Genomic DNA, 24313 nt, shown 5'->3' on the forward strand with positions numbered 1-24313 from the left:
ATCTAAATAAAGGATGGCTTCCAATGCCTGGAACATTTCGTGAAGGAAAGATCAGCAACTGTTTCGGTTACAGCCGTCCGGCTCCAGGGCATGGAAAAAAAAACGGCTTCTTGTCCAGCAATTGGAAAATAGTGACATCCGCAGGCCGGACATCCACGCATCCTTTGCAGGTGGAGCATTTGCTCTGCACCTTTGCAATCCGTCCTTTCCGTTCGAGCATCTGCAGCATTCCCTCCATTACCGGAACGTCGACCTGAAAGCGGTTGGACAAATCTGAAACAGACAATGCGCCCCGCCGGCGGAATTCGTTTAAAATATCTGAAAGCATCAGCGTACCCCGATCTGCATGGCGGCCTGCCTGGATATGATGTAGCGACTGTCGCCCGCCGCCACGACGACACTCGGATTGGAGGGATGGTTTTTCAGAATGCGGATCGCGACACCGGGAAACATTCCCATTTCCAGGGTCTGTTTGTCGTGGTTGGACAAAATCACTGCCGATGTGTCCTGACCCAGCTCCGAGAGCCGGCAGGCGCAACGGCAGCCCGCCGCCCTGCATCCGCGATTTCGTCTTCTGAAACACCGCCCGAACATGTGAACCTCCTATGCATGTTCCGGCGACCGGCCGGAACATTTGTAAAGAACCCCGACAAACACTGCTGCAAACAGGACAATTCCACCGACCCAGGCCGAAGACGATCCGGGATGAGCCGTGAAGGTGGCAATCTGGTAGTAGAGCGTTGCAGCAATCCAGGCCAGCCCCGTCAGATAACTCACGCAGAACACGGCCCACTTCCAGCTGGTCTCACGATACACCGCCGCAATGGCGGCCACGCATGGAGCGTAGATGAGGATAAACAGCAGATAGGCAATGGCCGCGGCTTTGCTGCCGAAGGCTTTTTGCATCGTGCCGAGTGTTCCGCCGTGAATCTCCATTTCTTCCGCAACGGCCTCGCTGTCTTCCACGCCGGAAGCTCCACCGATTCCGATTGGGTCTGCAAAGGTTCCGGAGAATCCTTCAAAGGCGGCGGGCACGGAGGCGAAAGCTTCAGAAATGCCGCCAAAGAAGTCAAACGGCTCCTCTTCAGCCCCGCCGCCGGCCTCTTCGACATCGAGCTGGGTATAGAGGGCGTCCAGCGTTCCGACCACGGCTTCTTTGGCGAAGATGCCGGTAAACAGCCCGACCGTGGCCGGCCAGTTGTCCTGCTCAATTCCCATTGGATAAAAAACCGGAGTAATGGATTTACCAATTGCACTCAACACGGAATCCGAGCTGTCTTCGTGTCCGAAGGAGCCGTCCGTGCCGATGGTGTTCAGCAGACTGAGGATAACCACAACCATCACAATGACTTTCCCGGCACGGATCGCAAAGCTTTTCAGCTTGTTCCACGTGTGGAGAAAAACGCCGTTAAAAGTCGGGATGTGATATGGAGGAAGTTCCATCACAAAGGTGGAAGACTGCCCGCGCAGAAGTGTTTTGCGCAACAGCAGACCGGTCAGCACACTGAACAGAATTCCGGTCATATACAGACCGAAAATCAGGGTGCTTCCGCTGCGCGGGAAGAAGGCCGCGGCAAACAGGATATAGACCGGCAGGCGGGCTCCGCACGACATGAACGGATTCATCATCACCGCCATGGTTCGGTCGCGCTCATTTTCGAGCGTGCGCGCGGCCATGATTCCCGGCACATTGCAGCCGAAACCGACCAGCATCGGAAGGAACGCCTTGCCGGGAAGTCCGATCGCGCGCAGCACGCGGTCCATCACAAACGCGGCGCGCGCCATATAGCCCGAGTCCTCCAGCGCAGAGAGACAGAGGAAGATGAAGAAGATCGGCGGCACAAATGTGGCCACCGTCTGAATCCCGCCGCCGACCCCGCCGGCCAGCAGAGTGATCAGCAGGTCCGGAACATGCAGCGCACTCAGCAACGCCCCAAATCCGTCTACAAAGATCGTGCCGAACAGAATATCGAAAAAGTCGATGAAAGCTCCACCGACATTAATGGTGAGCATAAAGACGCCGTACATCACGGTCAGAAAGATCGGAATGCCGAACACCCGGCTGAGCACCACGCGATCAATCGCATCCGACACGGTTTTGCGCAGTTGATCCGTGCGTTTGCAGACGTCTTTGGCCAGTCCATGAATAAAGCCGTAGCGACCGTCCGCAATCACCACATCAATATCGTCTCCGACATGATGTTCAACCTTCTGGATTACGGTTTTCAATTCCGTTCCGATGCTGCCTTCCACCAATTGCTCCGCCAGCTCATCGCCTTCGAGCAGCTTGATCGCCAGCCAGCGTGCATCGACTCCGGCCTTCCCGGCTTTCGAACGAAGCTTTTTGCTCAGTTTGGCAATTGCCGTTTCGGCTTCACGGTCGTACTCGACGCGCGTCGGGGATACGGCATGCGATTCTGCAATCTTAATGAGCTCGTCTTTGAGTTGATCCAGTCCTTCACGGCGGGACGCCACCATGGGAATGACCGGACATCCGAGATGGGCCCGCAGATGATCGACTTCAATCTTGATTTTCCGGGTTTTGGCGATGTCCATCATATTGAGCGCCACGACCACCGGCACGCGCATTTCGAGCAGCTGGGTGGTCAGGTAGAGATTGCGCTCAAGATTAGTCGCATCGATAATATTGATTACAACATCGGGTTTATCTTTCAGAATAAACTCGCGCGACACCTTTTCATCCACCGAAAAAGCAGAAAACGAATAGATTCCCGGAAGATCGACGATCATCAGTTCAGCATCCCCATGCCGACAGAACCCTTCCAGCCGCTCGACCGTTACGCCGGGCCAGTTCCCGACGCGCTGGGTTGCGCCGGTCAGCGCATTGAAAAGAGTTGTTTTGCCGCAGTTTGGATTTCCCGCGAGGGCAACCGTCAGTTTTCCCATCTCAAACCTCCTCCACGTTCAAGGCATCAGCCTCGGCCTTGCGCAGGGTCAGACTGCCGCCCTGCAGACGCAGTTCAACGGGATCGCCCAGCGGAGCAACCCGCTCGAGTTTGAATTCCACGCCGCGCACAAGTCCCATTTGAATCAGCTTCTGCCGATAGCGTCGGTCGTCCGTGCTGTAACCGGCCACGCGGCCGATGGTTCCCGTCTTCATTTCTCTGATTTTCATAGCATTCCCTGTCGATTAAAATTCAAGCGCGAGCTGCATGGTGACCAGATCGACATCTTCTGCACCGGCTCCAAAATCTTCTTTCATGTATTCCAGCGCCAAACAGGTACTGCACATTTCGGTCTCGGAAAGAAGGCAGCCGCACATAACGCCATAACGGTTTTCAGCAAAAGCATCGAGTACACCTCTGGAATGCTCATACTTTCCGGCCACTTCAATGCGATCATTGATCGCAACACCCAGTTCCAGATTCAGCGATTCCGGCTCAAAGCCCGTATCAAAGCCATCTATTTCGATTTCATCCAGCGCCGTCACATATTCACCAATGAAAGTTGCCGGACCGAATGCAGCCGTCACCCATGCGTTCAATCCACCGGTGTCATCCGCGGTATAGGTATATCCATCGTCTTCAGCAAAGGCGGTCAAACTGTCGGCATCCATGATGTTCCGAATCCAGGAGACTCCGAAATCCACAGAGGCATCATCGTTTCCGATGCCATAGGAAGCGGCCAGAACCGCATTGTCGACCTGATCTTCACCGTCGGTGTCCACGTCACCGTTGAAAACAGTCATGCTGACAACAAAACCGTTTTTTTCAAACCCGAACAGCGCGCCGGTCTCAAGCGCTTCCGACAGCTCAAGCACGATCGGGTCACTGATGAAAAAGCTGTCCAGATGACCAAACGGCACATACATTTTCCCAGCCTGCAGATAGAGAGGAAATTCTTCCGTATTGCCCAGCGTGATAATTGCCTGATCCACATCAAACGGCGTGTCATCTTCCTCATAAAGGAAAGTCAGATCAGCCCTCACCCGGTCACTCAACTGCCATCCGGCCCCCAGCGCCACCGTGGCCAGGGCAATGTCACTGGCATCTTCAGAGTCCGTGTGATTATAACCGGCCTCAACCTCCAGCAACGCACCGAACACCATCGCTTCCGGAAGAGCATCCGCCACCTCTTCCAGCGTCTCATTCAGCGTGCGTGACGCCTCAGCCTCTGCCAATGCATTATTCTCAGCATTCAGCAACGCTTTCAGTTCCGTCACCTGCCGCTGAAGCGCATCAAACTCTTTTTTACTGACCGTCTCCTCCTGAGCAACAGCCCCCGCCGTCACTCCTGTCAAAACTAATCCTGCAATCCATCCTTTTGAAACTCTCATATATACAGTAATCCCTGTTTACTTTGGTTCATTGATGTCATCTGTCCCGGTCGGACAACACCTCGTCCGGTATATACTGACGGAGGTTCGTCTTTCCGATCCGGCGAACCGCGATATCGACATCTTCCGCAGCGGCCGTATGCAGCGCCTGATTGTGAAAACCTTTGCAGTATTCATGCTGAAGATGACCGAACACCCGCATACTTATGCTCCGACCTCTTCCATAACCTGTTTCGCCCACTCCGCAATGCGACCGGCCGTTTTGTCCGACTCATTGTCCTGATCCAAAGCCAGTCCAATAAATACATCTCCAGCCTGAGCTCGCGATGCATTATGGCCGTACCCTTCGGCCGACCACGTACCAACCATCTCAATGGCTTTGTTTTTCAGGGCGGCGGCCATATCAGCCATCCCATCCACATAAGTGTCGGCATAGGTGAACTGATCCCCCACCCCGAACACCGCAGCAGTCTTTACGTTCACGTCCCAGCTGCTGAACTGATCCAGCAATGCATCCATATCATCCTGCAGATCGCCAGTCCCCCATGTCGAAGCTCCTAGAATCAGCAGGTCCACTCCCATCAGGTCATTTTCGGCCACCTCTCCAGCCGATATCACAGCAACTTCCGAAAATGCTCCTGCAAGATCCAGAGCCACCGCTTCCGCAGTTCCCGTTGTGCTCCCATATACAATTATTGTTTTCATCACCACTCCTGTTTTTTTTGTTACGGCGAATTAATTTAGTCATGACTAAAAAATGCATCAAGCGTTTTTTAGATTAAATATAAACAGGATTTTTTTCTAAAAGGGATGTGATCCGCGACACGCCCGCCCTGCTTAACGAGCCCGCTGATTCTGCGGTCTATATGCCATGCAGTACCTGTGCGACAGCTGCACAACCTACATCTGCATAACCGCGACGAAATTCTGCGCGGTCTGATCAACAACCTGCGCAAATGCCTTCACCTCATCCGCGCCATACAGGCGCTCGGCATCACCAGCCTGCCACTGTGTGTCCTCTGCATATTCCTCATCGATACAAACAGGGTCACATGTGCCGAAATCATCTTCGGCACCGGCCTTCTTAAAGGCACGGTGAGATTCCGTCTGATACAAAAGAATCCAGCACCAAAGCGACAAGAGCCATCTTCTTCAGCGCATTAACAGAGACCGTTGCACCGCTCACGCCGTCAACACGCTGATCCAACTGATGCGTTTCGTCCAAGCCGGAGCCGACAAACTGCTTGAGAAAACGCTCGGTCTCGATGACTTTGCCGCGCACCTCTTTTGAGTCGAGAACTCTTACGCGGACAAGGCGCTCGGCCTCAGTTACAAATCCGGCCTCTACATATCCATGTTTACCCCGGGACTTCAGGATCCAGACCCGCCGGCCGGCCTTTTCCCAATATGATACGGAAGAGGCCGGATAACGGTTGCCGTATACCGTGCGAATCGCATCAAGAACCTCTCCCCGAAGAAGGATTTTCTCTTCGGCAGGCAGTTCTCCAAGCACCCCCTGAACAAAACTGTCCGAGGCCACACCTGACTGACTGAGGCCGGCAAGACTCAACCAGATCAACAGCAGAATCTGCCGGCATTTAGAATTCATATCCCACACCGAGGTTTAAACCGTCCTGATCCTGGCCGTTTTCATTGTTCTGCCACTGGTAATCTGCTTTAAGAACGACCTGTTCGTGCGGCTTCCAGTTGACACCGACATCAACCTGCTCTTTCCCGCCAGCAGAACCGTTTGATCCGGCCGTATTATCCCACTGGTTGTAACGCGCAAAAACTGACAGGGTATCGGTGATTCGATATGACGGTTCAATATACCACCCAAACTGCCGGTCTGCACCCAGAGCAGCCGGGGCATCCCCTTCAAGATTCCACTGCGCGTACAGAGCACGCAATCCCCACGGACCGCGAGCCAGATCCAGATGAATTTCCCCCATCCAGGCCTCGGATTTCTCGGCACCGGCTTCCCCCTGCGTCACATCTCCCTGAACATTCACGCTTCCGCCAACCGTTACGCCGGGAATGCTGTAGCTCAGCGCAGCGGTAGCCGCCGGATCAGAAGCATGGGCCTTAGCCGCCTTCTGGCGACCTGAGCGAACCGAATAACTGTCAGCCCCGGATGTCGCCAGCCCTGAATGCAAATATACCGCATAGTTCACAGAGTCGCTCAACTGCCCATACAGCCCCGCCCCCGCTTCCCACCAGGTGGTCGGCAGAATATTCTTTTCAATCGGATTGCGCTCGACGCCGTAAAACCGGGTCGGCTCGTGCGTTTCGTTCAGCAGTCCGACCGGCAGCAGAAAAAGACCGGCCCGTGCGGTATGGTGATCGTTAAGGTCAAAGTCTACATACGCCTGTTCGAGTTCAACCTCCCCCGGTTCCCCATCACCGGACAAAGAATGCTCAAGCTCAAGCTCGGACTGGAAACGAATCCGTTCGTTAAATTCCTTGCCGACCATCAATACGAATCGGTGGAAATCAATCTCCCGCTTGTCACTCGCACCGCCCGATCCGCTTAACGCATTGTAATGCAGCTCTCCGTAACCGCCCAGCGTGATACCTTTCAGCGGATTGTAATCCTGCTCCTCAGACAGAATGGCAACCTGTTCCTCCAGCGAATCCATGCGGGTCTGTATAATCGACTCATCGCGAACCGCAACCGGCGCAGTCGACTCTTCGGACAATTCTTTCACCTGTTCCTCCAACTCATCGATTCGCTTGAGCAGTTTTGCTTCGCGAGCCGCAGCCTCCTGCTCAAACCGTTGCTCCAGCCTTAAAATCCGCTCTTCGAGCGTTTGCGAAGAAACATCCTGCGCAAAACATCCGACCACCGGCCATCCGGCCATTACAACCCACAACACCTTTTTCATATCCCCTCCTTCTCCATTCGTGAAACATGCATTATTGTTCGAGATGGCGAATAATTTCAGCTGCGACTAAAATTAAATCAACCGCTTATTTAGATTTTTTATAAATAAAGGCCGGCGCACGTCTTTCGTCCGCCTGCGCCGGATCGCCTCTGCCGGAGAGCACCCGGCCCCGCCAATACCTGCCGGAAAATCTTCATTTCCATAATCACAGAAAAAGACCAATGACAGGGCCGACGTCAGCGGTCAGGTGGCTTGAAAGACAAAATCTAATTCCGGCTAATCAGACAAATAAGATTAGTCAAGACTAAAAATGTTTGATATATATAAGGATATGTCAGAGAAAAAAATAGAACTCAGCTCCAGCCTTGAAGATTATCTGGAAACCATTTTCATGGTGGCAGAGGAAAAAGGCGCCGCGCTCAAAAACCTGGTCGCCGCCGCCAAACAGCTGAGAGCATAACCCAGCCCCCTTCTGAAAAAGCAACCGGGTTAACCCCCCGGTTGCCCAAGCTGTTGATTAATCAGGTAATTGAAGCCTAAATCCACTCGCTTCGCCGCCACGAAACCGCACCGCGCAGCCATCGCTTCAACCTCGTCCGCCGACAGGCGCATGGCCTCCGGCGGCCCGAATGACAAATCCTTGCTGCTGCATTCGATGATGACGGCGGTTCCGCCATCAACGAGCACGCGGCGCAGCTCGGCAAACAACTGATCCGCATGTTTTTTGACACCCGGAATGTGCAAAACGGTCGCGACAAAACACACATCGACCGAGCTGTCCGGAACCGGCAGCGTCTGGGTGATATCCGCGACGGTGACGGTCAAATTTGAAACGCCGGCCGCATCGCGCGTGCTCGACGACGGCGCCAAGGTTTCCGGCATCGAATACACCGACCGCGCCTCCGGCGAAACCCAAACCGTTTCCGCCGACGGCATCTTCGTACAGATCGGCCTCGTTCCCAACAGCGCCCCGTTTGCGGATCTGGTGGAACTGAATTCACTGGGAGAGATCGTGGTGGACGGACACTGCCGCACCGGCACAACCGGCATCTACGCGGCGGGCGACCTCACCACCGTCCCTTACAAGCAGATCATCATCGCCATGGGCGAAGGCGCCAAAGCCGGGCTCAGTGTTTTTGAGGATTTTGCCCGCGGCAACATCGCTGCCCTGCCGCGCTGAAATCGTTAACCGCCGCCAGATCAAAACAGGAAGGCGGCGGTTCCGCCGCCAGAGCCCGTGGGAAATAAGCGGCGCTTTATATTTGCCTATCCGGATAAACGGATATATAAAGCGCGGCACTGAACACAACTGGAGATTAAAGATGAAACCCATTCAAACACGTACCCTTGGCTATCCGCGCATCGGCGCCAACCGCGAACTCAAAAAGGCCGTCGAAGCCTACTGGGCCGGAACCATTTCTCAGGACGAGCTGGCCGAAACCGCCGCACAACTGCGTTCCAAACATTGGAAACAGCAGCGGAACGCCGGCATCGACCTCATCCCGTCCAACGACTTCAGCTTCTACGATCACGTCCTCGACACCGCCTGCCTCGTCGGCGCCCTGCCCGAACGCATCGGCTTCGGCGGGGGCAACGTCGACCTGCCCATCTACTTCACCGCCGCGCGCGGCGTGCCGCCCGCCGAAGCCGCCGGGCGCATCGAAGAAACCGCCGCGCTGGAAATGACCAAATGGTTCGACACCAACTACCACTACCTCGTCCCCGAGCTCCAAAAGGATCAGTTTTTCAGACTCAGCTCCACCAAGCCGGTCGACGAATATCTCCAGGCCAAAACACTCGGCATTGAAACCGTCCCCGTCCTGCTCGGACCGATCAGCTTCCTGCTGCTGAGTAAACCCGACGGCGATTTCGACGCACTCACCCTGCTCGAGCGCCTGCTGCCGGTCTACCAAAGCGTTCTCGCCCAGCTCAAAAACGTCGGCGCGCAAAGCGTCCAGCTCGACGAGCCGGTGCTCGCGCTCGACCTGACCGACGCACAGCGTACGGCCTTCGCCCCGGCCTACTCAACACTCGCCGCCGTCGCGCCGCGCATTCACCTGACCTCCTACTTCGGCGGACTGCGCGACAACCTCGACACCGCCCTCACCCTGCCCGTCGCCTCTATCCACTGCGACGCCGTCAGCGAGCCCGGCGAGCTCAACGCGCTGCTCGAAAAACTGCCCGCCGACAAGACGCTCTCGCTCGGCGTCGTCAGCGGCCGCAACATCTGGAAAAACGACTACGAAAAATCCAACGCGCTCATTTCGAAAGCCGTCAGCAAACTCGGCGCCGAGCGCGTACTCGTTTCCAGCTCCAGCTCGCTGCTGCACACACCCGTCAGCCTCGAAGCCGAAACCGGACTCGACGACGAAGTGAAAAACTGGCTGGCATTCGCCGACGAAAAACTCGGCGAACTCGCTGAACTCGCGAAATTCCAGAGATTGGAATCCGCGGGAAGCGATCCGGCATGGCAGGCCAACGCGGCGGCCGCCGCCGCGCGCCGCACCAGCCCGCGCATTCACGTGCCGACCGTGAAAACACGCTGCGCCGCATCAACACCCGACGATGCAAAACGCCAAAGCCCGTTCGCCGAGCGAATCGTCAAACAGCAGGACGCACTGAACTTCCCGCTGTTCCCAACGACAACCATCGGCTCTTTCCCGCAGACAACCGAAATCCGGCAGGCGCGCGCCAAACACCGCAAGGGCGAACTTGGCGACGCCGAATACACCCAGTTCCTGAAAAACGAAATCCGCAGCGTTGTCCGCGAACAGGAGGAACTCGGTCTCGACTGCCTCGTCCACGGCGAACCGGAGCGCAACGATATGGTTGAATATTTCGGCCAGCAGCTCGAAGGCTATGTCTTCAGCCGCAACGGCTGGGTGCAGAGCTACGGTTCGCGCTGCGTCAAACCGCCGATTCTCTTCGGCGACGTCTCGCGCCCGAAGCCGATGACCGTCGACTGGGCCGTCTTTGCCCAGTCGCTCACCGAGACCCCGATGAAAGGCATGCTCACCGGCCCTGTCACCATCCTGCAATGGAGCTTTGTGCGCGACGACCAGCCGCGGGCGGAAACCATGAAGCAAATCGCCTTCGCCATCCGCGACGAAGTGAACGACCTCGAAGCCGCCGGCATCAAGGTCATCCAGATCGACGAACCCGCGCTGCGCGAAGGCCTGCCGCTGCGCAGAACCGACCACGCCGCCTATCTGAGCAACGCGGTTGAAGCCTTCCGCATCAGCACCAGCGGCGTGCACGACGAAACACAAATCCACACGCACATGTGCTACTGCGAATTCAACGAAGTCATCGATTCCATCGCCGCGCTCGACGCCGACGTCATTTCAATTGAAGCCTCGCGCTCGCGCATGGAACTGCTCGGCGCGTTTCAGGATTTCAATTATCCAAACCAGATCGGCCCCGGCGTGTGGGACATCCACTCGCCGCGCGTGCCATCGGCTGAAGAGATGGTTGAGCTGCTGCAAAAAGCCGCGCAGGCCATTCCGGCGGAACGGCTGTGGGTGAATCCGGACTGCGGACTTAAAACCCGCGCCTGGCCCGAAACCCGCGCTGCACTGACCAATATGGTCGCCGCCGCCAAACAGCTGAGAGCATAACCCAGCCCCCTTCTAAAAAAGCAACCGGCTTAACCCCCCGGTTGCCCAAGCTGTTGATTAATCAGGTAATTGAAGCCTAAATCCACCCGCTTCGTCGCCTCGAAACCGCACCGCGCAGCCATCGCTTCAACCTCGTCCTCCGACAGGCGCATGGCCTCCGGCGGACCGAACGATAAATCCTTGCTGCTGCATTCGATGATGACGGCGGTTCCGCCATCAACGAGCACGCGGCGCAGCTCGGCAAACAACTGATCCGCATGTTTTTTAACACCCGGAATGTGCAAAACAGTCGCGACAAAACACACATCGACCGAGCTGTCCGGCACGGGCAGCGGCTGGGTGATATCCGCGACGGTGACGGTCAAATTTGAAACGCCGACCTCCTCTGCGCGCTCGGCCAACGAGCGCACCAAATCCGGCGATTGATCCAGCGCATGCACTCGCCCGGAGTCGCCCACGAGCTTCGCCGCGTGCAGCGAATAATCGCCCACCCCGCAGCCGACATCGAGAAAGACATCACCGGCTTTCAGCGCCAGTTCGTTAAACACAAGCTCCGGATCCTGCATCCCATAACTGGTGGGACGTCCGCGCTTACAGTTCTTATGCATTGCTTTGTACTTATTCATCAGTCACTCCTTTAAACTCGTCGCCCTCGGACAGCATGCCGCAAGCCGACTGCAACATCAGCCGGGCGACGGCATGATCACAGATCGCCTGATAATGCAGCCCCATCGCACGAGTCAGCGCCGAACGGGCATCCGTGATATCAACTTCCGTGTTCACTCCGTTGCGATATCCGATCTCAGCCAGACGCAACCCTTCCCGGGCCAGCTGAAGGTTCATCCGCTGCGACTCAACGAACTCTTCCGTATCACGCAGCTTCAGGATGGCCTGGCGAATCTGCAGCGCGGCCCGCTCCTGAGCATCCAGCAGTTCAAATTGGGATTGACGCAATGCGGCTTTGCTTTCAACCATCCGGCCCTCGCGCAGAAGCCCGTCAAAGAGCGGCCATTCAACGCAGACGCCCGCCGCAGCCTGCGAACCCCACGCATCGCGGGAGCTTTCATAAGGATCGGGGCGAGCCCACCCGCCGGTGGCAAAAGCGTTTACCTGGGGCCAGTAACGGCCGGCGGCCAGGCGAATGGCCTCTTCGCTCATCCGAACATTCGCCTGCACCCGCCCCAGATCCGGCCGGTTCTGATACGCCAGCTCCATCGCCTGTTCGAAAACCGGCTTCATGGGACGGTAGACCAGCGTTCCCGACAACTCAACACAGCTGTCCTGCTGAACTCCCATCTCAGTCAACAGCTGGGTCGTGAGCACGTTGAGCCGGCTGCGCTGCTGAATCATCTGCGCCTGATACAACGCCACATCGACGCGGGCCCGAAGCACACTGTATTCAGTCGCCAAACCGCTGTCTCTCTTGCAGGTCACCTCGTTTAAATACGCTTCCGCCGACGCCACCGCATCCTCAGCAACCGTCAGCAGCTGCCGGGCAAGCAAGGCGTGATAATAGTTGGACGCGACGCTCAAAAGCGTCTCCTCAGTGATCTGACGAATGTATTCATCATTGCTGCAGGCCTGCAGCTGCGCCCGCCGGAGTTCAGCCCGGGCGGCCCCACCCCTGAAAACCGGCTGCGTAATCCGAATCCCGGAGGAATATTCATCCAGCGAGCCCATGGCGTTTTGATCGTATGCGTCGTCATCATGGCGCGTGTACGAGCCGAGCAGCGAAATTGCAGGCAGCAAACCGCTGTACGACGACAATAGCTGCCCGCGCGCGATCCCCCGCGCCTCAGTGGCCGCCAGCAAAGCCTTGTTGTGCGCTAAGGACAACTTCAGCGCGTCTTCAAGTGAGAGCTGCCCGCTGACGAGCGGAGCGTCCCCGTCCGATGTCTTGCGCTGTTCTTCCCACTCCCGAAACGCCTGCGTGCGGGCGGAACTGATTTCCTGACGCACATCGCTCGATGAAACGCAGCCGGTCAATGCCAGACCGGCGGCGACTGCAAATACGACGTGTCTGTACAACCGCTTTTTCAACGTGACACCTCCTCTCTGTAAACTTTGAAAAACGTGCTGTAGAGCACCGGCACGACGACCAGCGTGAGCACGGTGGCGAACGCCAGCCCGCCCATAATCGTCACCGCCATCGGGGCAAAAAACGCATCCCACAGCAGCGGCGTCATCCCCAGCACCGTCGTGAACGCCGCCATACAAACCGGCCGGACGCGCCCGGCGGCGGAATCCAGCACGGCGCGGTACGGTTTTTTCCCGGCCGCCAGCTCGATGTTGATTTGATCCAGCAGGACAATCTCGTTTTTGATGAGCATCCCGGACAGGCTGAGGAATCCCAGCATGGCCATGAAACCGAACGGCTTGTCCGCCAGCAGCATGCCGGCCGCCACGCCGATGACGGCCAGCGGCAGCCCGAGAAAAATAATCAGCGGGTGGCGCAAGGTATTAAACAGCAGAACCGAAATCAGGAACATCGCGGCAAACGCGATCGGAACATTGGACATCAGCTTACTGTTCGCCTCGACCTGCTCTTCGTGTTCGCCGCCCCATTCCAGCGTGTAGCCTTCCGGCAAATCGATGGCTTCAATCGACGGGCGCAGCTGCCGCAGCAGGCTGTCGGTCGTGCCGTGGATCTGCTTGCAGAAAACGCGCAGAACGCGCATGCGGTTGAGCCGATGAACCACCGGCGTTTCCCACTCCACATGCCGTCCGTCCGTGACCTGCTCGATCGGAATCCAATCCTGCCGCGCACCGCTCCAAACCTGAATGTCTCCAATATTCCCGATTCCGTGCCGCTGTTCGCAGGGCGGACGGAGGACAATCGGCAGCAGATCGTCGTCCTGACGATACACGCCGACGTTGGCCCCGGAAAAGTTCATCGCCAGCGAGCGGGCAATCGCCGTCCGGCCCAGGCCGGCCTCACGGGCACGCGCATCGGACAGGCAAACGGTTTGAACTTTTACCGGCTCTCCCCAGTCGGTCCGAATGCTGCGGGCGTTCTCATGCGATCCCATGACCGCTTTCACCTTCCCCGCCAGTTCCCGCAGCACCTCGCCGTCCGGCCCGCTGAGGCGGGCCACCACCGCGCCGCCGCCGGGCCCCAGCTTGAACGCATCAACACTGGTCACGGCCCGCGGATGGTGTTCGTTCAGGTAAGCGGTCAGGAGCGACCGCAGCGCCGGAATCTTCTGATAATCATCCAGAGTCACCAATAACTGGCCGTAGGCGCTGCTCGGCATCTGGGGTTCATAGGTCAGCAGGAACCGCAGCGGCCCGCGGCCGACGAAACTCGCCACATCCTCCACTCCGTCCAACGTGCGAATATAATCGCTCACCGCGGCCGCCTCGTCGGCGGTTTGGCTGATATGGGTTCCCTCCGGCATCCAGATGTCCACCGTAATCTGCGGTCGGTTCATGTCCGGCATAAAGTCCTGCCGAACAAAACCAAAGCCCCACATGGCAACCATCAGCAAGGCGCCCACCGCCGCCAGCGAAATGCGCCGGTGATCAATACACAAACCGACAAACCGCCGGTAGCCGCGCGCGAAACGATTGCCCCGCGGCTCATGCTCACAGCCGAGTCGCTCCGGCAAAATGGCAACACACAAATACGGAGTCACCGTAATGGCAAACACCCAGCTGAGCCCCAGCGAAATACAGATGACCTGAAAGAGGCTCTTGAGCCACTCGCCCGTCATGTCTTTGGACAAGGTAATCGCGGCAAATGCCAGGATGGCAATTCCGGTTGCGCCGAGCAGCGGCCATTGCGTTTCGCGAACCGTTTCCTCAGCCGCCTGCGCACGGCTCTGCCCGCAGCGGGACTTAATGACAATCCCTTCGGCCACGACAATGGCATTATCCACCAGCATGCCCAGCGCAATAATCAACGCCCCCAGCGAAATGCGCTGCAGCGTGATCCCCATGGCATCCATGCACAAAAACGTCGCCAGGATGGTCAGCAGCAGAACCACGCTGATAATGAAGCCTTCCCGCAAGCCCATAAACAAAACCAACAGCAGCATCACAATGGCCACCGCCGCCACCAGGTTCAGCACAAAACCGCGGGTCGCCTTTTCTACCGTCTCGGACTGATGTGCAATAGAATGAACCTCAACTCCCAGGGGAACCCGCCCTTTCAGCTGTTCGAGCCGCCGGGCGATGGAGTTGCCCATGGCAATCACGTCGCCGCCGGACACCGTGGAAATGCCGATCCCCACCGCGTCCTGCCCGTTCCACTGCAGGAGCTCGACGGGCGGGTCAAGATATCCCCGCTCGATGCGGGCAATGTCCTTCAGCCGGATCATGCGGCCGTCCGGGCCGCCCTGAACCAGCTGTTCGGCCAGTTCATCCACATCCGTGTAGTCCCCGCTGACACGCAGGCGCACATCCTCAGAGCCGACAGCCACCTTTCCCGCATCCGTCATGGCATTCTGCTGTCGAATCGCGTTGAAGAGTACAGTTGGATCCAGTCCCAGCTGCGCAAGCCTGACGCGATCGATTTCAATGTAAACGACCTCGGGCTGCAGCCCCCAGAAATCAATCCGGCCGACATCCCGGCAGAGAAGCAGCTCGCGACGCAGATCCAGGGCAATCTCCCGCAGATCGTGCTGCGAATAGCCGTCACCGGTCAGCGCAAAGTAGACGCCATAGACATCGCCGAAATCATCATTGACCATCGGCGGGCAACAGCCGGGCGGCAGGCCCTCTCCGGCATGGCCGACTTTGCGGCGCAGCTCGTCCCAGACCTGGGGCAGCGTCTCCTTATCGTAAACCTCTTTGATTTCCGCAAAAACGATCGACAGCCCGGCGCGCGAAATAGACCGCACCTCCTTCAGCTGCTTAAGTTGCTGAACCGCCGTTTCGATCGGCTCCGTAACTTCCAGCTCGACCTGTTCCGCCGTTGCCCCCGGATACTGCGTATAAATGACCGCTTCCTTGATCGTAAATTCCGGATCTTCCAGGCGTCCCAACCTGCCGTAAGCCAGGATTCCCCCCAGCAAAACCAGTACGAGGAGCACCTGCATGATCGCTTTGTTTTGAACAGCTAGTCTGGCAAGGTTCATCCGTCCAACCCCTCCTTCCCGGCGGCCAGCGGGCGCACCGGAATGTCTTCCCGCAGGGCGTGCAAACCGGCAACGGCGACCTGCTCTCCGGGCCGCAGAGCCGAACGGACATCAACACAATCGCCGCAAAAATCGGCGGACTCAACGAAGACCTTCCGAGGCGTTCCGCCGGCCGGATCGATGACCCACACATAGGATTTTCCGCTGCCCCCACGGCATAATGCCTCGACCGGGATTCGCGTGGCGTTATGAGCAAATTGCAATGCGGCGGGCGCCGTCGCAATCCCTGCCCGCACCGTGGCTGTCATGCCGGGCAAGACGCGTAGGTCTGCAGGCGGAGCCAGCACAAGAACCACATCGTAGGTCTGCGTTATGCGGTTGGACTTCGCGCTGTGCTCCCGAACTTCGGCCGGGAACCAGCGGCCGCTGTCAGCATCAAAGCAAACCTGCAGCGACTTGAAGACTTCCGTTCCGCCCTGCGCAATAAGCCGCTCCGGAACCTGAAAGAGCACTTCAACAAGCGAAATGTCCTGAAACGAAACAATCGGGTGCTTGGCCTGTACGTGCTCATGGTTTTCGACATGGCGCTGTACAATCATGCCGTCAAAAGGAGCGCACAGCACCGTATCCTCCAAGGCCTTCTGACGGATCTGAAACTCCGCCAGCGCAATATCATACGCGGCCTGGGCACTTTCGTATTCCGCGTCCGTCGCAACCTTCTGTTCCCGCAACCGGGTATAGCGCTCCCATTCCTGCCGGGCGTTGGCGAGCGTTGCCTGGGCTCGATCCAGCGCATACCGAAAGTCGCGCTGATCCAGCCGGGCAATGGTTTCCCCCTTGCGAATACTGCGTCCCTCCCCGGCGTTGAGCTGCTCCAGCAAACCGGAAACAGAAAAAGCCAGCTCAACGCGCCGGTTCGCGCGGACCGTGCCGGGGAACCGGCGAACCGAATCGCTGGATAATGCCCGGGCCGCACAGGTCGGAACCGGACGAATAACCGGTTCCGGTTCTTCACCCTGCACCCCTCTGCTCCTCAGGGCTGCCGTACTCAAAAGCACAAGCACTGCTCCGCCGGCCAAACCGGCCGCAAATCGACCCCTCTTCTTCATGTCATACCTCTCCCTCATTTTGTTAAGCTGCTTAACTATTTGAATAAAAAAATTAGGACTCGCCGAGCCGCTCATCCATAATCGAACCGATCGCCTCCAGCATCACCGAAAGCGTCGCAATCTGCTGCAGCGGATACGCCCCCAACAAATCAATCAGGCGCTTCAAATCTTTCCCGTGAAACGTCTCATGCGCCCGAAAGGCCTGCCAGCCCATCTCCGTCAATGACAGCTGCAGCTCTTTATTGTTTCCAGGAAGCGGCATCTTTTCAACAAACCCCTTTTTTTCAAGCTTGGCGATGAGCTGCGACGCGGCGCTCTTCGTCACCCCGAAATGAGCGGCCACATCGGTGACACACATCTGCTCGCGCTCTCCAACCGCCTGGATCGTATGCACCTCGCGGGTCGTAATCTCCATGCCGTCGCCGATTGAAATCGGCATTTTTTCAATGCGGGCATAGCGGTTTGCAATTCGCAACAGCTGGCGGATCGCGGTTTTGGCAAGCTCTTCTTTTGAATCCATGAAACGCATAGTAAAGCTTCTTAACCATAATTGTCCAGACAAAACCTGCCGCGCAGCGGGATTCCCTGACTAATTTTTTTAGGCAACCCTGAAGAAATCTGCTATATTGCGGGGCATGACAAACCTTAGCTCCAGCCTAGAAGACTACCTTGAAGCCATTTTTGAAATCGCCGAAAACAAGGGCGCCGCTCGACCCAAAGACATTGCGAACCGCCTGAAGGTAAAACCGGCCTCGGTCACCGGTGCGCTGAAACACCTCTCCGAAAAAAATCTGGTCAACTATGCACCCTACGATGTCGTCACCCTGACTGCGACCGGAAAGCGGATCGCAAAAAGCATCGCCAAAAAGCACAAAGCCCTGCTTAATTTTTTCACGAATGTCCTCGATATTCCACGGGGCGAGGTAGAAGACTTTGCCTGCAAAATGGAACATATTATCCCTGACCATGTACTGGAACGCTTTGTCGAATTTGCAGAGTTTGTCGATAAATGTCCCAATCGGGGGGCCATCTGGCGCGAAGGCGCACACGGATACTTCTGCACAGCGCACGGAGTCTCCCAAACACTCTGCGACTCCTGCCAGCTGGACTCAAAATGAACCCGGGAATCACTCTCCGCAAACACGGCATTGAATTTGCCATTCACAGCTCAGCCGGCTCTCTGCGGCTGATGCTTTTTGACCGCCCGGAAGACGAAACCCCGATACGGGAAATCGCCATGAAACGCAAACATGGCCTCTGGCATGCGCTCGTGCCTTACGCAACTCCCGGACAGTTTTATCTATACAAAAACGGAGAGAACCAATGGCTTCTCGACCCCTGCGCCAAGGCCGTTCACTTTCCGCGCACATGGGCTGACACAACCGGTCTCACCGCCGGGATTTTTCCCGCCTTTGGAACAATGTTTCCCAAAGGGGTCATCATCGACGACCGCTTCGCATGGGGTACCGACCGCCCCCCGAACACACCGCTGAATAAATCCGTCATCTATGAAACGCATCTGCGCGGATTCACCGGCAGTGGAAACTACCTCGATTTCATCGAAAAAATCCCTTACCTCAAAGAGCTCGGCATCACGGCCGTCGAATTCCTGCCGCTGTTTGAATTCAACGAACTCGAGTTTTTCCTGAAAGGCGGATCGCGCGAGCACCTGCTCAACTTCTGGGGCTACAGCACACTCGGATTCTTCGCCCCGATGAGCCGCTATGCGTCTTCGCCCGAACCCGGCGCAGCCGTCAGCGAATTCAAAACGCTGGTCAGGGCACTGCACGAAGCCGGAATCGAAATCATCCTCGACGTCGTTTTCAACCACACCGCAGAAGCAGAACAGAAAGACGGAACCTATCATTTCCAGGGGCTGGATGAGGATACGTATTACCTTAAAGACAAAAACGGCGCCTATCAGAACTGGAGCGGATGCGGAAACACCGTCAACGCAAACCATCCGGTCACGCGGCAGTTCATCGTCAACTGCCTGAAATACTGGGTGCAGGAAATGCATGTGGACGGGTTCCGCTTCGACCTCGCCACCTCTCTCTGCCGGGGAAACGATGGAACCCTGCTCGAAAAACCGCCCCTGATCAAAGCCATCGAGGCGGAACCGGCGCTGAAACACATCAAGCTGATTGCTGAAGCATGGGACTGCGGCGGCTATCAGGTCGGGCACTTCCCCGGCAAACGGTTTTCGGACTGGAACGGAAAATTCCGCGACGATATCCGTCGCTTCTGGAATCACAGACATCCGGTTGGCGAACTGGCCACGCGACTGGCAGGCAGTTCCGACCTCTACCGGCACAAAGGCAGCAGCCCGCTCCACTCGATCAATTTTATCACCGCACACGACGGCTTCACCCTCGCTGATCTGGTTTCGTACGAGCAGAAACACAACGAAGCCAACGGCGAAGAAAACCGCGACGGTGAAAATCACAACGACAGCATCAATTTCGGCGTCGAAGGCCCGAGCGATAATCCCGCCATCAATGCCCGCCGGCTCCAGCAGCAGAAAAACCTGCTCGCCACCCTGTTCCTGTCGCAGGGTGTTCCGATGCTGCTCGCCGGCGATGAGTTCGGCCGCACCCAGCAGGGCAATAACAACGCCTACTGTCAGGACAACGAAATCTCATGGGTCGACTGGAGCCTGCTCGAAAAAAACAAGGAGCTGTTCGAATTCACCAAACAGCTGATCGCCTTGCGAAAGGCCCATCCGGCCCTTCGGCGCAAAACCTTCTTTACCGGAAAGGGCGACGTCAAATGGATTGGACCGGACGGGAAGGATCCCGACTGGAATAACGGCCATGCGCTCGGCATGCACATTACAGGTAAAGACGAACTGCTCATCCTCATCAACAACGAGGAGCATGATGTTTCATTCGAAGAACATATGCGCCCCGACACAGGTTCAGGAGCACAGGCTCAGCCTGTTTCCAAGGATTGGAAACTGGAACTGAGCTCCGCTCCGGTCGACAGCTTCACACTGCCGCCGCAAAGTCTCGCGGTTTATACGGTCCGGCCCTGAAGTTTTTGAACAAAAGCCTCAGGCGGAGAAACGCGTTTCTGGTTTTGATAGTCGAAAACGGCGACCCCGGTTTTCGCAGTGGCGACGACAGCGCCGGTCTCCTTATTGGTGAGGCGGTAGAAAATGTCGCATCCGAGGCGGGAAAAATCGCCGGCAGCCACTTCGACGACCAGCACGTCGCCGGCAAAAGCCTGTGCTTTATAAAGGATAACAGAGTCCAGCATGATGGTGCCGTAGCCTTCAACGTCAATTTCGCTGTAGCCGAAGGACTTTAAAAACCGGACGCGGGCTTCGTGAATCAGAACCAGCGTGTCGGCATTGCCGAGGTGCCCGCCGTAGTTCAGATCGGTAATGCGAACGGTCAATTCCGTACTGAAGGGAAAAGTTTCAGGCAATTCGAGTTTTATCCGCGCCATTTAAAAGCTCCTTTTTTAGGTTGATTCGGCACTACAGCCTGTGTAGCTTACACCGCTCGTTTTAAGAAAAAACAGTTTTTGGAGAAAAGTCATGAGAATTCGCAGAGCTATGCGCAAAAAACCGCTTCGCCGTCCGGTCAAAAGCCCGGGAGCGCGCCGCTATCGTGTTGCGCAGCAGAAAAAACGTCTGGCGGAACTGGGTCTCTCTGAGGAGCAGATCAAGAAAATGAACACCAAAGAAATCCGCGCGGCGCTTCGTTGCCCGAAAAAAATCAGCGCCTAAGCTGTTTCAGCCTGGCTGACTGATTTATAACGCCCCGGTTTTCGGGGCGTTTTTTGTTGGGTGACCGAAGTATGAGCAAAAAAAACATTGTCCTGATCGGGTTTATGGGAACCGGTAAGACGGTGACCGGCCGCGTACTGGCCGAGCGCACCGGTATGGAACTGGTGGATATGGACTCCATCATTGAAGAGCGCGCCGGGAAACCGATTTCTGACATCTTTGCAAACGAAGGCGAACCGGCTTTTCGGAAGCTGGAACGGGCGCTGGCCAATGAGCTGTCCCAGCGCGAAGGGCTGATCATTTCCACCGGCGGCGGCGTGGTGCTCGACCCCGACAATATGGCCGATTTCCACAACGGCGGCCTGGTGGTCTGCCTGACGGCATCGCCCGAAACAATTTTCCAAAGGCTGGAAAACGATACGACCCGTCCGCTGCTCTCCGGCGATAAAAAAAAGCAGATCAGCGGCATTCTCGAAACCCGCAAACCGCTGTACGACGCGATCGAGCATCAGATCGACGGCGACCGGCTCGATTCCGAAGGCCGCGCCGAAGCGATTCTGAAACTGTACGAACTTGAAAACTGACACTAAACCGCTAACATGCTCTTCTTTTTAACTGCAGGAGTCCGATCATGATGGATAAAGACCACACAGCTGAACACAAAGACGTTCAGAAACACAAAGAGCTGGAACAGCACGAGGTTGCACAGGTTCTCGATTTTTTAAAGCGTTACGGGAAGCTGATCGGAGCGGGAGTGATTGCCGCCGCCGTCGCTGTACTCGTTTCTCACGGACTCTCGGCCCGCAAAGCGACGAAGATGGCCGAAGCCGAACAGATGCTTCAGGAAGCCAAAACCCCTCAGCAGCTCGAAGATGTCGTCAACAACTACAAATCGACGCCCACCGCCCCCGCCGCTCTGCTGGACCTGGCAAAAACCCTTTTCAACGACGGCGAAACCGCTCAGGCACGTGTGCAGTACGAGCGTTTTGTGCGTGACTACAAAGGAAGTGACCTGCTCCCGATCGCCAAATTCGGTCTTGCCCACTGCACCGAAGCAGACGGCAACTTCGCTGCAGCCGCCGATGAATTCAAGGATTTCCTGTCCGCCAACTCCGGCAGCTATCTGGAAGCTCCGGCAATCATCGCGCTGGCCCGCTGCCTCGAAGCTGCCGGACAAAAAGAGGAAGCCCGGATTGCGCTGGAGGATTTTCTGGCAATGAATGCGTCCTCGCCGTGGTCTGATCCGGCCGAAGCCGCTCTGGAGCGCATGGCAGCAGAATAATCCATTCGCATCCTCAACGCATAATGCCCAATGTTCAGTGAACATTGGGCATTTTCTTTTTAACCGGACCGATACCGCCTACAGCTCGTCGTCGCCCTCTTCAGATTCGGCGTCTTCGCGGCCTTCTTCCAGAAGCGTGGAACGGGCATTGATGTAGGGCCCCGGGAACAGCTCCTCAAATTCTTCGGGGCCGTCTTTGTACATTTTACAGACATTGCGGTAAGCCTCGCGGGAATAGCGCAGGACCTCCTCCAGATCCAGAGTTTCCACATCCTGCACCGCAAAAAGAAGTTCATCGGAGGTGGAGTCCTGCACATTGAGCAGCAGCTGTTTTTTCTCCGGAGGCAGACGGCTCATATTCTGCGAATGAACAGTGTATTTGATGTATTCCACCACCCGTTCATCCATACCGGCCTCCATCATGAAGATCAGCTCAACCAGCTCGACACGATCAAACACCAGACGCACGCGCGGCTGCTCCATTCCCTCCGGAAGGGCATTGCGAAGCTCCTCCATGGCTTTGTCAAACTCATCGAGGATTTCATCGCGGGTCACCCCGGTATCCGGCATCCAGTGAATCAGAATATTACGGTCGGAGTCGTGGTAAAGCAGCGGCTTGTCGATCCGGAAACTGGCCTCACAATCGCTGCACTCCACCCGGTTCAGGCGGTTTTCAAACAGCGCTTTTTTCAGCTCGGGCTGCTGGGCCACATTGATTGAATCGTACAGTTCAACATTCTGTTTATGCCCGCACTGCGGACAGCGGATCGGATAGGTTTTCTGTGCACTCATAGTCCATCTCAACTTTATGTTCAAAAACAGGCGCGACACCATACGGGATGACGGCAGCAGAGTCAACCGATCGGCTTATTGAGACAGGACGGCCCTTGACTCGCCTCTCCATTGTGACTAAAAAGGTCGGCTTTATGAAACACAGCCGCGGTTCCGCCGCGTAGAAAGAAGAAGACATGACATCCTTCCGCTGGGTCGAGCTGTTCGGCTCCACCCCTCTCGAGGTTCTTGCCACCGTTTGCGCCGTGGCCGGAGTCCTGTTCATCGCCCGCCAGAAGATTTTCGGCTGGCCGCTCGGAATCCTCTGGGCCGCACTCTCTGCCTGGCTTGCCTTCACGCAATGGCAGCTGGTCTCGGACGGCATCCTCTATCTGGCGTATATCCCGATCCAGATATACTGCTGGATTGTCTGGGCACGGCGGGGCTCGTCCACCGAAGAAGAATTCACTCCGGTGTGGCTGCCGCGCAACACACAACTGCTGCTGGTCGCAGCGGCGGCGATCTGCATTGCACTCTGGGCCGTCAGTATTTCGACACTGTCCGCGCAAATCAGCTGGATTCCGGTCCCGGCGCTTCTATGGCGCGACTCCACCACCACGGTACTGAACTTCTTCTCACAGTTCCTTCAGGCGAAAAAACGAATGGAAAACTGGGTGGGATGGCTGGTCGTCAACCTGCTCGGCATTCACATCTACTGGGTCAAAGACTCGCCGGTCTACTCCATTCAGTACGCCTTCTTCCTCCTCCTCGGCATCTACGGATGGGTGCAGTGGAACAAATCTCTTCAGACCGTCAAAAAGGAACCCGCATCATGAAAAAACTGATTTTAATCTCCCTTCTGTTCAGCCTCGCCATTCCGGCTTTTTCCAAGAATTGGAACAACATAAGCACCACCGTCACCCTCGGCTATGAAAGCCGCTACGTACTCTACGGCTACCGGCTCAGCAAGCATCTGTGGCACGCCGATGTTTACTTCAGCATGCCCGCCGGCGAACGGCTTACCGTCTGGGCCGGAAGCTGGCTCGGCACCCTGCCGGACGGAACCTATAACGAGATCGACTTCTACACCGGAGCCGATTACCAGCTGACCGATCACATCTCGGCGGGACTGGCCTATTCCATGTTCAACTATCTCGAAGCTCCGTTCCCGACCAGTCAGCAGGCTCACGAGATTTCCGGTCACCTGACGATGACGGCCGGACCGTTCACGCTCTCGCTGCGCGACCTTTACGACAGCGAGGCCGAAGGACACCTCGCCCGCGCCGTCGCCGCGTTTGATCATCCGATCACCGACACCGTCGGGCTGTCGCTCAGCGCGGAATACGGATATTCCTTCGACTACTTCGCCGCCGGCGACGGCCTCAATCACGCGCTGTTCAAAGCCGCAGTTCCCGTGCGAATGAATAAGACCTGGACCGTTTCTCCGTTCATCGCACAGTCCCTGGCGCTGGATGTGATTGACTCCTTCGAAGAAGACCAGTTCTATGGCGGCGTATTCGTCAGCACCACCTTCTGAAATC

At 56.7% G+C, this 24313-nt stretch carries 27 protein-coding genes and 1 pseudogene; 11 read left to right on the plus strand and 17 right to left on the minus strand.

Annotation, left to right across the window (positions count from 1 at the left end; translation table 11 throughout):
• Nucleotides 1-67 precede the first annotated feature (67 nt).
• From GT409_RS02115 to GT409_RS02145, 7 genes are read right to left on the minus strand one after another with little or no spacing between them, the layout of a single operon-like run.
• Nucleotides 68-328 carry a FeoC-like transcriptional regulator gene (locus GT409_RS02115; protein ID WP_160626485.1) on the minus strand — a complete coding sequence of 87 codons (261 nt, stop codon included), beginning with the start codon at nucleotides 326-328 and terminating at the stop codon, nucleotides 68-70.
• Nucleotides 328-594 carry a FeoA family protein gene (locus tag GT409_RS02120; RefSeq protein WP_160626486.1) on the minus strand — a complete coding sequence of 89 codons (267 nt, stop codon included), beginning with the start codon at nucleotides 592-594 and terminating at the stop codon, nucleotides 328-330. The genes GT409_RS02115 and GT409_RS02120 overlap by 1 nt, the downstream gene beginning before the upstream one ends.
• A gap of 9 nt (nucleotides 595-603) precedes the next feature.
• Nucleotides 604-2907, minus strand: a complete 2304-nt coding sequence (gene feoB / locus GT409_RS02125; protein WP_160626489.1) for a Fe(2+) transporter permease subunit FeoB — start codon at nucleotides 2905-2907, stop codon at nucleotides 604-606.
• A 1-nt stretch (nucleotide 2908) separates the two neighbouring features.
• Nucleotides 2909-3136 carry a FeoA family protein gene (locus GT409_RS02130; protein WP_160626491.1) on the minus strand — a complete coding sequence of 76 codons (228 nt, stop codon included), beginning with the start codon at nucleotides 3134-3136 and terminating at the stop codon, nucleotides 2909-2911.
• A 15-nt stretch (nucleotides 3137-3151) separates the two neighbouring features.
• The gene (locus tag GT409_RS02135; protein ID WP_160626493.1) at nucleotides 3152-4297 is read right to left on the minus strand and encodes an LbtU family siderophore porin; all 1146 of its coding nucleotides are present in this window, start codon (nucleotides 4295-4297) and stop codon (nucleotides 3152-3154) included.
• Nucleotides 4298-4334: 37 nt separating this feature from the next.
• Nucleotides 4335-4499: a hypothetical protein gene (locus tag GT409_RS02140; RefSeq protein WP_160626495.1), complete on the minus strand. Its 165-nt coding sequence runs from the start codon at nucleotides 4497-4499 to the stop codon at nucleotides 4335-4337.
• A 2-nt stretch (nucleotides 4500-4501) separates the two neighbouring features.
• Entirely contained in the window at nucleotides 4502-5002 is a 501-nt protein-coding gene (locus GT409_RS02145; RefSeq protein ID WP_160626498.1) for a flavodoxin domain-containing protein, read from the minus strand.
• Nucleotides 5003-5179: 177 nt separating this feature from the next.
• Here GT409_RS02145 and GT409_RS16100 point away from each other — a divergent pair, with 177 nt between their 5' ends.
• Nucleotides 5180-5461 (plus strand): DUF2721 domain-containing protein, encoded by a 282-nt coding sequence (locus GT409_RS16100; RefSeq protein ID WP_408647946.1) that lies wholly within the window; start codon nucleotides 5180-5182, stop codon nucleotides 5459-5461.
• Here GT409_RS16100 and GT409_RS02155 read toward each other — a convergent pair.
• Together GT409_RS02155 and GT409_RS02160 are read right to left on the minus strand one after the other, a co-directional pair.
• On the minus strand, nucleotides 5382-5906 hold the full coding sequence (locus GT409_RS02155; protein ID WP_160626502.1) for an FMN-binding protein: 525 nt from the start codon (nucleotides 5904-5906) through the stop codon (nucleotides 5382-5384). The two genes, GT409_RS16100 and GT409_RS02155, sit on opposite strands and share 80 nt — an antisense overlap.
• Nucleotides 5896-7182, minus strand: a complete 1287-nt coding sequence (locus GT409_RS02160) for a porin (protein WP_160626504.1) — start codon at nucleotides 7180-7182, stop codon at nucleotides 5896-5898. The genes GT409_RS02155 and GT409_RS02160 overlap by 11 nt, the downstream gene beginning before the upstream one ends.
• A gap of 331 nt (nucleotides 7183-7513) precedes the next feature.
• Between GT409_RS02160 and GT409_RS02165 the strand changes: the two genes are divergently transcribed.
• Nucleotides 7514-7642, plus strand: a complete 129-nt coding sequence (locus tag GT409_RS02165; RefSeq protein WP_160626505.1) for a helix-turn-helix domain-containing protein — start codon at nucleotides 7514-7516, stop codon at nucleotides 7640-7642.
• A 29-nt stretch (nucleotides 7643-7671) separates the two neighbouring features.
• On the opposite strand, the gene GT409_RS02170 is transcribed toward GT409_RS02165, so the two are convergent.
• Nucleotides 7672-8007 (minus strand): class I SAM-dependent methyltransferase, encoded by a 336-nt coding sequence (locus tag GT409_RS02170; protein WP_160626507.1) that lies wholly within the window; start codon nucleotides 8005-8007, stop codon nucleotides 7672-7674.
• Between the two features lie 19 nt (nucleotides 8008-8026).
• Here GT409_RS02170 and GT409_RS02175 point away from each other — a divergent pair.
• A pseudogene (locus GT409_RS02175) lies at nucleotides 8027-8362 on the plus strand (FAD-dependent oxidoreductase); the annotation flags it as partial.
• A 142-nt stretch (nucleotides 8363-8504) separates the two neighbouring features.
• Entirely contained in the window at nucleotides 8505-10799 is a 2295-nt protein-coding gene (metE, locus tag GT409_RS02180) for a 5-methyltetrahydropteroyltriglutamate--homocysteine S-methyltransferase (RefSeq protein ID WP_160626511.1), read from the plus strand.
• 29 nt (nucleotides 10800-10828) lie between these two features.
• Here metE and GT409_RS02185 read toward each other — a convergent pair whose 3' ends face one another.
• From GT409_RS02185 to GT409_RS02205, 5 genes are read right to left on the minus strand one after another with little or no spacing between them, the layout of a single operon-like run.
• Nucleotides 10829-11425: a class I SAM-dependent methyltransferase gene (locus GT409_RS02185; RefSeq protein WP_160626513.1), complete on the minus strand. Its 597-nt coding sequence runs from the start codon at nucleotides 11423-11425 to the stop codon at nucleotides 10829-10831.
• Nucleotides 11418-12839 (minus strand): TolC family protein, encoded by a 1422-nt coding sequence (locus tag GT409_RS02190; RefSeq protein WP_160626515.1) that lies wholly within the window; start codon nucleotides 12837-12839, stop codon nucleotides 11418-11420. The genes GT409_RS02185 and GT409_RS02190 overlap by 8 nt, the downstream gene beginning before the upstream one ends.
• On the minus strand, nucleotides 12836-15877 hold the full coding sequence (locus GT409_RS02195) for an efflux RND transporter permease subunit (RefSeq protein ID WP_160626517.1): 3042 nt from the start codon (nucleotides 15875-15877) through the stop codon (nucleotides 12836-12838). Before GT409_RS02195 ends, GT409_RS02190 begins: the two co-directional genes overlap by 4 nt.
• Nucleotides 15874-16986 (minus strand): efflux RND transporter periplasmic adaptor subunit, encoded by a 1113-nt coding sequence (locus GT409_RS02200; protein WP_160626520.1) that lies wholly within the window; start codon nucleotides 16984-16986, stop codon nucleotides 15874-15876. Before GT409_RS02200 ends, GT409_RS02195 begins: the two co-directional genes overlap by 4 nt.
• A gap of 52 nt (nucleotides 16987-17038) precedes the next feature.
• On the minus strand, nucleotides 17039-17515 hold the full coding sequence (locus GT409_RS02205; RefSeq protein ID WP_269844969.1) for a MarR family winged helix-turn-helix transcriptional regulator: 477 nt from the start codon (nucleotides 17513-17515) through the stop codon (nucleotides 17039-17041).
• A gap of 106 nt (nucleotides 17516-17621) precedes the next feature.
• On the opposite strand from GT409_RS02205, the gene GT409_RS02210 reads away from it, so the two are divergent.
• Both GT409_RS02210 and glgX read left to right on the plus strand, forming a co-directional pair.
• Nucleotides 17622-18104: a metal-dependent transcriptional regulator gene (locus tag GT409_RS02210; protein ID WP_160626522.1), complete on the plus strand. Its 483-nt coding sequence runs from the start codon at nucleotides 17622-17624 to the stop codon at nucleotides 18102-18104.
• Nucleotides 18101-20020, plus strand: coding sequence for a glycogen debranching protein GlgX (gene glgX, locus GT409_RS02215; protein ID WP_160626524.1), 1920 nt, complete (start codon nucleotides 18101-18103; stop codon nucleotides 20018-20020). The genes GT409_RS02210 and glgX overlap by 4 nt, the downstream gene beginning before the upstream one ends.
• On the opposite strand, the gene GT409_RS02220 is transcribed toward glgX, so the two are convergent.
• Nucleotides 20002-20436, minus strand: coding sequence for an acyl-CoA thioesterase (locus tag GT409_RS02220; RefSeq protein WP_160626526.1), 435 nt, complete (start codon nucleotides 20434-20436; stop codon nucleotides 20002-20004). The two genes, glgX and GT409_RS02220, sit on opposite strands and share 19 nt — an antisense overlap.
• 91 nt (nucleotides 20437-20527) lie before the next feature.
• Between GT409_RS02220 and GT409_RS02225 the strand changes: the two genes are divergently transcribed.
• The 3 genes from GT409_RS02225 to GT409_RS02235 all read left to right on the plus strand — a co-directional run bounded on the left by GT409_RS02225 (nucleotide 20528) and on the right by GT409_RS02235 (nucleotide 22001).
• Entirely contained in the window at nucleotides 20528-20719 is a 192-nt protein-coding gene (locus GT409_RS02225; RefSeq protein ID WP_160626528.1) for a hypothetical protein, read from the plus strand.
• Nucleotides 20720-20790: 71 nt separating this feature from the next.
• Nucleotides 20791-21303, plus strand: coding sequence for a shikimate kinase (locus tag GT409_RS02230; protein WP_160626530.1), 513 nt, complete (start codon nucleotides 20791-20793; stop codon nucleotides 21301-21303).
• A gap of 47 nt (nucleotides 21304-21350) precedes the next feature.
• Complete coding sequence (locus tag GT409_RS02235; RefSeq protein ID WP_160626532.1) at nucleotides 21351-22001, plus strand: tetratricopeptide repeat protein; 651 nt, start codon at nucleotides 21351-21353, stop codon at nucleotides 21999-22001.
• Between the two features lie 78 nt (nucleotides 22002-22079).
• Here the strand turns inward: GT409_RS02235 and GT409_RS02240 are convergent, their stop codons facing one another.
• On the minus strand, nucleotides 22080-22793 hold the full coding sequence (locus GT409_RS02240) for a CpXC domain-containing protein (protein WP_160626534.1): 714 nt from the start codon (nucleotides 22791-22793) through the stop codon (nucleotides 22080-22082).
• A 176-nt stretch (nucleotides 22794-22969) separates the two neighbouring features.
• On the opposite strand from GT409_RS02240, the gene pnuC reads away from it, so the two are divergent.
• Together pnuC and GT409_RS02250 are read left to right on the plus strand one after the other, a co-directional pair.
• Nucleotides 22970-23608, plus strand: a complete 639-nt coding sequence (gene pnuC, locus GT409_RS02245) for a nicotinamide riboside transporter PnuC (protein ID WP_160626536.1) — start codon at nucleotides 22970-22972, stop codon at nucleotides 23606-23608.
• Nucleotides 23605-24309 (plus strand): TorF family putative porin, encoded by a 705-nt coding sequence (locus GT409_RS02250; protein ID WP_160626538.1) that lies wholly within the window; start codon nucleotides 23605-23607, stop codon nucleotides 24307-24309. Before pnuC ends, GT409_RS02250 begins: the two co-directional genes overlap by 4 nt.
• Nucleotides 24310-24313: the final 4 nt, after the last annotated feature.

Source organism: Tichowtungia aerotolerans (assembly GCF_009905215.1).
GTDB classification, from domain to species: Bacteria; Verrucomicrobiota; Kiritimatiellia; order Kiritimatiellales; family Tichowtungiaceae; genus Tichowtungia; species Tichowtungia aerotolerans.